This window comes from Streptomyces sp. NPDC049577, assembly GCF_040675635.1.
Classification (GTDB): Bacteria; Actinomycetota; Actinomycetes; order Streptomycetales; family Streptomycetaceae; genus Streptomyces.
Genome location: NZ_JBFAPH010000309.1, coordinates 1 through 7,522, shown reverse-complemented (window position 1 = coordinate 7,522; position 7,522 = coordinate 1). Strand labels below are relative to the sequence as shown.

The 7,522-nt window shown below is 71.5% G+C and carries 9 protein-coding genes; 3 read left to right on the top strand and 6 right to left on the bottom strand.

The window, feature by feature from the left end; genetic code table 11:
• Together AB0K09_RS26505 and AB0K09_RS26500 are read right to left on the bottom strand one after the other, a co-directional pair.
• Window positions 1-681 (bottom strand): methionine ABC transporter permease (locus AB0K09_RS26505; RefSeq protein ID WP_366067907.1); only part of this gene is annotated, 681 nt, incomplete at its 3' end.
• Window positions 678-1,727: an ATP-binding cassette domain-containing protein gene (locus tag AB0K09_RS26500; RefSeq protein ID WP_366067905.1), complete on the bottom strand. Its 1,050-nt coding sequence runs from the start codon at window positions 1,725-1,727 to the stop codon at window positions 678-680. The genes AB0K09_RS26500 and AB0K09_RS26505, both read right to left, overlap by 4 nt.
• Before the next feature lie 491 nt (window positions 1,728-2,218).
• On the opposite strand from AB0K09_RS26500, the gene AB0K09_RS26495 reads away from it, so the two are divergent.
• Together AB0K09_RS26495 and AB0K09_RS26490 are read left to right on the top strand one after the other, a co-directional pair.
• Complete coding sequence (locus tag AB0K09_RS26495; RefSeq protein WP_366067904.1) at window positions 2,219-2,578, top strand: hypothetical protein; 360 nt, start codon at window positions 2,219-2,221, stop codon at window positions 2,576-2,578.
• An 18-nt stretch (window positions 2,579-2,596) separates the two neighbouring features.
• Window positions 2,597-3,025 carry a hypothetical protein gene (locus AB0K09_RS26490; RefSeq protein WP_366067908.1) on the top strand — a complete coding sequence of 143 codons (429 nt, stop codon included), beginning with the start codon at window positions 2,597-2,599 and terminating at the stop codon, window positions 3,023-3,025.
• A gap of 60 nt (window positions 3,026-3,085) precedes the next feature.
• Here AB0K09_RS26490 and AB0K09_RS26485 read toward each other — a convergent pair whose 3' ends face one another.
• The 3 genes from AB0K09_RS26485 to AB0K09_RS26475 form a co-directional block, all read right to left on the bottom strand.
• Window positions 3,086-3,595: a GNAT family N-acetyltransferase gene (locus tag AB0K09_RS26485; protein ID WP_366067903.1), complete on the bottom strand. Its 510-nt coding sequence runs from the start codon at window positions 3,593-3,595 to the stop codon at window positions 3,086-3,088.
• 47 nt (window positions 3,596-3,642) lie between these two features.
• Entirely contained in the window at window positions 3,643-4,149 is a 507-nt protein-coding gene (locus AB0K09_RS26480) for a sigma-70 family RNA polymerase sigma factor (RefSeq protein WP_366067902.1), read from the bottom strand.
• A gap of 106 nt (window positions 4,150-4,255) precedes the next feature.
• A complete protein-coding gene (locus tag AB0K09_RS26475; protein ID WP_366067901.1) occupies window positions 4,256-5,446 on the bottom strand; it encodes a glycerophosphodiester phosphodiesterase in 1,191 nt (396 codons plus the stop codon).
• Window positions 5,447-5,724: 278 nt separating this feature from the next.
• Here AB0K09_RS26475 and AB0K09_RS26470 point away from each other — a divergent pair, with 278 nt between their 5' ends.
• The gene (locus AB0K09_RS26470; RefSeq protein WP_366067900.1) at window positions 5,725-6,402 is read left to right on the top strand and encodes a lysophospholipid acyltransferase family protein; all 678 of its coding nucleotides are present in this window, start codon (window positions 5,725-5,727) and stop codon (window positions 6,400-6,402) included.
• A 129-nt stretch (window positions 6,403-6,531) separates the two neighbouring features.
• Here AB0K09_RS26470 and AB0K09_RS26465 read toward each other — a convergent pair whose 3' ends face one another.
• Complete coding sequence (locus AB0K09_RS26465) at window positions 6,532-7,362, bottom strand: alpha/beta fold hydrolase (RefSeq protein WP_366067899.1); 831 nt, start codon at window positions 7,360-7,362, stop codon at window positions 6,532-6,534.
• Between the last annotated feature and the right edge of the window lie 160 nt (window positions 7,363-7,522).

Below are 7,522 nucleotides of genomic sequence, written 5' to 3'. Positions count from 1 at the left end.
GAACTGCCGTGGTGCAGCCAGACCTTGCGGCCGCGGTCCGGTACGGGCGCCACCGGGGCCGGCGAGCTGGACGACGGTGACGATGACGATGAGCAGCACGATGGTGATGTTCATCAGGGCCGTCTCGCGGCGCTGGTAGCCGTAGGTGATGGCGAGGTTGCCCAGGCCGCCGCCGCCGACTGCGCCCGCCATCGCGGAGTAGCCGATGAGGGCGATGACCGTGGTGGTGAGGCCGGCGATGAGCGAGGGCAGGGCCTGCGGGAGGAGCACCTTGAAGACGATGGTCCAGGTGCCGCCGCCCATGGACTGCACGGCCTCGACGAGCCCGTGGTCCACCTCGCGGATGGCGGTCTCCACGAGCCGGGCGAAGAACGGCACGGCTCCGATGGCCAGGGCGACCACGGCGGCGCTGGGGCCGATCGAGGTGCCGACGACGAGGCGGCTGAAGGGGATCAGCCAGACGATCAGGATGATGAACGGCAGCGAGCGCCCGAGGTTGACGATCGTGCCGATCACCTTGTTGACGACGACGTTCTGCAGGAGGGCGCCGCGGTCGGTGAGAACCAGCGCGAGGCCCAGCGGCAGGCCGCCGACGACGGCGTAGACGGTGGACCACCACACCATGAACAGGGTGTCCAGACAGGCGTCCCGCAGCAGGGGCTGCATCTCGGACCAGGTCACTTGGCACCTTCCTTGTGGAGCTCGGCGGCGGGTGCCGGAGCCGTGACGTCGGCGACGTCGACCTGAAGCCCCCGCTCGCGCAGGAAGCCGATGGGGACGACGTTCTCCTCGAAGCGGCCGGGCAGCTCGATGCGCATCCGGCCGATCTGGCGGCCGCAGACGGTGTCCATCGCGGCGCCCAGGATCGAGATGTCGATGTTGTACGTGCGGGAGAGCTGGGAGATGACCGGCTGGGTTGCGGCCTCGCCGTGGAAGGTGACGTCCACGACGGTGCGGTCCGGGCCGGAGGGCTCGCCGCCGACCGGGAACAGCTCGGCGGCCAGCTCGGAGCCGGGGGTGGCGAGCAGTTCGGCGACGGTGCCGGACTCCACGACGCGGCCGCCCTTCATCAGGGCCGCGGAGTCGCAGATGGTCTTGACGACGTCCATCTCGTGGGTGATGAGCAGGACGGTCAGGCCGAGCTGCTGGTTGAGGTCGCGCAGCAGCTGGAGGATGGAGCGGGTCGTCTCCGGGTCGAGCGCGGAGGTCGACTCGTCGGAGAGCAGCACCTTGGGGTCGCCGGCCAGGGCTCGGGCGATGCCGACGCGCTGCTTCTGGCCGCCGGAGAGCTGGGACGGGTAGGCCTTGGCCTTGTCGGCGAGGCCGACGAGGTCGAGCAGTTCCAGGGCCTTGCGCTCGCGCTCCTTGCCGGAGACGCCGAGGATCTCCAGCGGCAGTTCGACGTTGGCCTGCACGGTGCGCGAGGAGAGCAGGTTGAAGTGCTGGAAGACCATGCCGATCCGGCTGCGGGCCTGGCGCAGCGCCGCGTTCGCGCGGTGGCCGCGCCCGGCGAGCGCGGTCAGCTCCTGGCCGGCGACGGTGACCGTGCCGGACGTGGGGCGCTCCAGGAGGTTGACGCAGCGGATGAGGGTCGACTTGCCGGCGCCGCTCTGGCCGACGACGCCGTACACCTCGCCCTCCCGGACGTGGAGGTCGACGCCGTCGAGGGCGGTGACCTCGCGGCCGCGTGAGCGGTAGACCTTTGTCAGGCCCGAAGTGGTGATCACAGGGGTTTCCGTCACTGTCGAGTGCGCGGCGCTGGCGTGCCGGCACGGGCATTCATTGCGGAACGCGGCATGGGAGTCCCCGGCGGCGTGGGATCGGCGGTGGATCGCGGCTGCGGGGTTCTTGACGCGGGGGGCTTCAGCTCTCGGACCGGCGGCGACGGCCTGCCGGCGGGCTTGAAGGAGTCTCGCTTCGGGGCGCGAGGCGCGGAACGGGGGCCCTCAGCGGTCACACATTCGACACATGCAACGAGCACCGGGCGTCGTCATCGCCTCGGTCGCAAGGGTGCGGCTGCTCGTCGTGGTCATGCGGGTCAGTAAAACAGAAGGACGTGCGAGCGGGCCAAGCCTGTCCGAATAGCGGACATCTGTGATCACGTCCTGGACCACGGGCGTGGGTCCGGGGCCGGGGACGGGGTGCCCGGGCCGCCGCATTAAAGTCGTCCCATGCCTGTCACGCCCCTTTCGCCCCTCCGCGCCGCCCGGCGGCCGCGGTGATCGACGCGCTGACGCTCGCCGTCGGTCTGGCCTCGCTCCTGCTGGCCGCCTGGTGCGGCTTCGCCTTCTACCGCGACCAGCCGACCAAGGACTGGCACTTCATCGGCATGGCCGTGGTCTCCGTGCTGGCCCTGGTCCAGCTGGTGATCGGCGTGGTGCGGCTGGCCGGCGGCGACAAGCCGGACCAGGGCATGGCCATCTTCGTGGCCTATCTGCTGGGCTCGGCGGCCGCCGTGCCCGCGGCGGGCTTCATGTCGCTGGCCGAACGCACCCGCTGGGGCTCCGCCACCGTGGCGGCGGGCGGTGTGATCCTCGCCGTGCTCGAGGTGCGGCTGTACGACATCTGGGGAGGCTGAACCGTGTCCGAGACGCCCATGAGGACCGAGGGACCCGCCGAGCCGGGCGCGGGCTTCGAGCTCGGCCGCGGCCCGGGCCGGCTGCTGGTCTGGCTCTACGGGGTGTTCACCGTCGCCGCGGCGTCCCGTTCGATCGTCCAGATGCTGATGGACTTCGGCCGGGCGCCGCTGGCGTATGTGCTGTCGGCGGCGGCGGCCGTGGTGTACGCGTTCATCACGTACTCGCTGGTGCGTGGCGGCGCGACGGCCCGCAGGGCGGCGCTGGTGTGCTGCGCCGCCGAGCTGGCCGGCGTGCTGACCGTGGGCACGTGGACGCTCGCGGACCCGGGCGCCTTCCCCGACGCGACGGTGTGGTCGGACTACGGGATGGGCTACCTCTTCATCCCGGTGATCCTGCCCGTGACCGCGATGATGTGGCTGCGCCGCAAGACCGCCCCGCAGGAGTGAGACCGCCCCGAAGGGGCACGGGGCAGTAGGCGCCCAGCCACAGGCAACCCGCACCCGGTGTCACGCACTGGCCGCGTAGGCGGCCGAGGCGGCTGCCGCGTCCTTCTCCAGCGTGACCAGCGTGAGCTTCCGCGTGACCTGCTCCGTACCGGTCTGCGCGTAACCCCACTTCCGGTAGAGCCGCAGATTCCCCTCACTGCGCTGCCCGGTGGCGAGCCGGTACCGCTTGGCGGACCGCTCCTGGGCCAGCCGGTCCTCGATGGCGACCAGCAGCCGGCCGCCCAGGCCGTGCCGCTGCATGCGGGGGTGCACGATGAGGCCCGTGATGACGGCCGTGCCCGCCGCGTCGACCGTGCCGCGCACCGAGCCGACGACCTCCTCCCCGAGGCGGGCCACGAGCACGCAGCCCTTGCCGAGTTCCGCGCGGAGGTCGGCCAGGCTCTGGGTGAGCGGCTCGATGGAGTAGTCGCCGTAGAGTTCGGCCTCGCTCTGGTAGCAGAGGTACTGGAGCTTGAGGATCTGCTCGGCATCGTCCTCGGCCGCGGCCGAGATGGTCACGCTCATGCCCATGTGCGCATGCCTCCCCTGGTGGGTGTCTAACGCTCCTTTCCCCACGGTCAAGGAGCGGCAATCTCCGCCATGAGCATTCTGCGCAAGCATCCCAGGCAGCGGGAACGCGTGGGCCCCAAAGATCCTTGTGAGATTCCCAACTCTCCTGCGATTTCTCGGTACGTCGGATCCCGCGGGGAGAGCAGCGCCCCGAGCAGGACGGGGCAGGGGCCGGGCAGCCGCCGTACGGCCGCCAGGAGCTGACGGCGTGCCTCGGCGGCCAGCACCGCCTGCTCGACGCCCGGCCCGGCGCCGGGCTGCGGGCCGCCGGTCGGGTCGTAGGGGATCTCGCGCCGGCTACGCCGCCGGGCGCGGCGGGCCTCGGCCCGGACCGCCGCCCGTAACCGGGCGGCCGGCGGCCGGGTCCCCGCCCGGTGCTCGCTCAGCAGCCGCACCCACACCGCCTGTTCCAGATCGGCGGCGTCGACGCCCGCCGCGGGCGCCTCGGCGGCGCACTCCGCGGCGAGGAGCGGACGCAACCGGGTCAGCAGATCGCTCGGGTCGCTCGGGGTCATGACGACGGGGACCGCGCCCGCATACCCCCGGTTGCCGTGCCGCGCGGGAATCACCCTTCCGGGCGAGTGCGCGGCACGGCGGTGCCGGACCGGCGGCGATCGGTGACTAGTGCTTCAGGAAGTCCGCCCGCGCGAGCGATGCCGTGTCGCAGTTGTCCGAGAAGATGCCGTCGATGCCCGTGGCGAAGTACGTCTTGAACGCGCCGAACGCATCGCCGTAGGCGTTCGGGTCCGTTCCGCGCCGGAAGTCGGCCGGCAGGAAGGAGTTCTCGTTGCGCATGGTGTAGGGGTGCAGGATGAGCCCGGCGGCGTGGGCGTCGTGGACGAGCGTGGTGGGCTTGGTGAGCCGGTCCTGGGCGTCCCGCGGGATGATCAGGTTGAGCCAGGGGCCGATGCCCTGCGCGAAGCCGGCGACCCACTTCAGGCCCTGGGGCGTGATGAGGTCCTTGACGGTGCGCGGGTCCTTGGCCTCGACGAAGTCCCAGGGGCGGGTCGGCAGGTCGTCCAGCAGCAGCACCTTCGGGCAGTCGATGCCCAGCTTGCCCAGCCGCTGGAGGCTGCTCGGCTCGAAGGACTGCAGGAAGGTGTGGCCGTCGCGGCCGGCGCGGCCGTAGCGGCGGAGCAGCTTGGCGAGGCGCTCCTCCAGGCCGAGGCCCAGCTTGCGGAAGTAGGTGGGGTGCTTGGTCTCGACGTGCAGCCAGATCCGGCGGCCGCGCTTGCGGCCCTGCTCGTCGGCCCACTTGAGGACCTCTTCGAAGGTGGGCACCTGCCAGCGCCCGTCGTAAAGGGTGTTGCGCTGGCGGTTGCCCGGTATGCGCTCCTTGGCGCGCAGGGTCTTCAGCTCGGCGAGCGTGAAGTCCTCGGTGAACCAGCCGGTGTGGGCCTCGCCGTCGACGGTCTTGGTCGTCTTGCGGGAGGCGAACTCCGGGCGGGAGGCGACATCGGTGGTGGCGGTGATGTCGTTCTCGTGACGGCAGACCAGGTGTCCGTCCTTGGTGGGGACGAGGTCCTGCTCGATGACGTCCGCGCCGTTCGCCAGGGCGTACTCGTAGGAGCCGAAGGTGTGCTCGGGCCGGTAGCCGCAGGCTCCCCGGTGGCCGATGACGGTCGGCTTCGGGAGGTCCCGGTACGAGCCGCCGTCACCGCGCCCGTGCCCGAGGGGTCCGGTGGCCGCCCCGGTGCCCGGCTGCGCGGCCGCCGCGGGGGCCGCGCCGGCTCCGAGGGCGACCGCCCCCGCGCCGAGGGCCGCCGCGGCCCCCAGCACCGTGCGCCTGCCCGGCCGCTGCTCCTGCTGCATATACGCTCCTCGCTCGGTTCGTTCTGGTGTGCCCGCCCGGCGGCCGTCCGGCAGCCGGCGGACCCGGCTGATCGTAGGCATGTTCGTCTTTCGCGTCGAAGGACTGGACCGGAACGGAGGAAAAACTCACGTCAACACTGCGTATCGGGTGTGTGAACCCGGTGTGCGCGGGGGCCGTACCCGCGAGTATCGTCATCGGCTGCGCGCTAGCATGCGGCCCGCGTTCGCGTCCGCCGCACGGCCGGCGTCGCATCCACCACCACCGACCGGAGGAACCGTTGTCCCGCATCCTGCTCAAGGCGTTCCTGGGATTCCTCATGCGCGTCCTGTACCGCCCCAAGGTGGAGGGCGTGGAGCACATCGCCGAGAGCGGCCCGGTGATCCTGGCCGGGAACCACACGACGTTCATCGACTCCCTGTTCGTGGCGCTGATCGTCAAGCGGCAGGTCTACTTCATCGGCAAGGACGAGTACGTCACGGGCAAGGGCCTCAAGGGCCGGCTGATGGCGTGGTTCTTCCGTTCCTCCGGCATGGTCCCGGTGGACCGCGACGGCGGCAACGGCGGTGTGGCGGCGCTGATGACCGGGCGCCGGATCCTCGACGAGGGCAAGGTCTTCGGCATCTACCCCGAGGGCACCCGCTCCCCCGACGGCCGTCTCTACCGCGGCCGCACCGGCATCGCCCGGCTCACGCTGATGACGGGCGCGCCGGTCGTGCCGTTCGCCCTCGTCGGCACGGACAAGGTGCAGCCGGACGGCAAGGGCCTGCCCCGCATCGCCCCGGTGACCGTGCGCTTCGGCGAGCCGCTGGACTTCGGCCGGTACGAGGGTATGGACCGCGACCGCTACGTGCTGCGCGCCGTCACCGACGAGGTGATGAGCCAGGTGATGCGGCTGTCCGGCCAGGAGTACGTGGACGTCTACGCGACCAAGGCCCGCCAGGCCAAGGCGGCCTGACGGCCGCACCCTCGGCGCTCACCCCGCCGCTGTGCGCTCGATGCGCGCGGCGGCGGGGTTTTCGCGTTCCCGGGGTCTTCGCGTTCCCGGGATCCTCGCGTGCCGGGGGCTTCGCGTGCCCGCCGACCGTCAGGCGCCGCCGAGGCAGCGCGGCTGGAAGTGCGGGTCGGCCGGGCCCTTGCGGCCCAGGGCGTTGAGCACCCACTGGGCGACGACCGGGTCCTTGGTCGCCTGGTCGTGCATGAAGGGGTCGAGCGGACAGGTGTCCTGGAGCACCGTGTTGGTGAGGTGCTCGGCCGGGCCGGTCAGCAGGGCGCTGGTGTAGGGGATGACGACCTCGTCGTGGCGCGTGGTGATGACGGTGTAGTCGGGGCCGGCCGGGGTCTCGTCGCCGGCGTTGAGCTTCTTCATCAGCTCCGAGCCGGGCCGCTGGTCGAGACAGGACGGGCAGAAGGTGTACCCGGCGGCCAGGGCCAGCGGGTTCTCCGTGCCGTGGTTGGAGGGGACGATGCCCACGAGGTCGTCGACCTTGTCGGCGCCGCCGAGGAACTTCACGTAGTAGCGCGGCATCATGCCGCCCTGGCTGTGGCCGACGATGTCGACCTTCGCCGCTCCCGTCGCGCCGCGCACGGCCTCGACGAAGTCCCGGAGTTCGGCCGCGGCCTGCGGGACCGGGTCGGTCTCCAGGTGGCCGTAGTTGAAGGCGAAGACGCAGTAGCCCGCCTCCTTGAGCGCCGGGGAGAGCCTGGCCCAGTTCTCGGCCATGAGCTTGAAGGTGCCGTTGACGAGGACGACCGGCTGCGGGTGCGCCGAATCCGGCTTGCAGGACCAGTCGTTGGCGCCCTTGGGCGGGACGTCGAGGACGGAGGCCGAGGCCGGGGAGGCGACGGGGCCGAGGAGGCTCAGGGCGGCGCCGGCCGCGGCGGCGACCAGGAGCCGTGCAGTGGTGCGCAGGCGCATGGGGGATTCCTTTGAGAACACGGGGTATCCCGCTGCGGGACGCCCTCGTCCGAACCGCGTTCGACAATGTCGACCGCTGGACGAGATGATCTCGGCCGTGTCAGGGCGGCGTCAATAGAGTTACCAGCCGGTAAACGTCACATGGGCCGGGGCTTGCCGC

Bases quoted from the DNA above. Each gene is read 5' to 3' on its own strand.
- AB0K09_RS26490 (WP_366067908.1), top strand. From the start codon at position 2,597: ATGAGGACCGAGGGACCCGCCGAGCCGGGCGCGGGCTTCGAGCTCGGC.
- AB0K09_RS26485 (WP_366067903.1), bottom strand. From the start codon at position 3,595: ATGGGCATGAGCGTGACCATCTCGGCCGCGGCCGAGGACGATGCCGAG.
- AB0K09_RS26475 (WP_366067901.1), bottom strand. From the start codon at position 5,446: ATGCAGCAGGAGCAGCGGCCGGGCAGGCGCACGGTGCTGGGGGCCGCG.
- AB0K09_RS26465 (WP_366067899.1), bottom strand. From the start codon at position 7,362: ATGCGCCTGCGCACCACTGCACGGCTCCTGGTCGCCGCCGCGGCCGGC.
- AB0K09_RS26480 (WP_366067902.1), bottom strand. From the start codon at position 4,149: ATGACCCCGAGCGACCCGAGCGATCTGCTGACCCGGTTGCGTCCGCTC.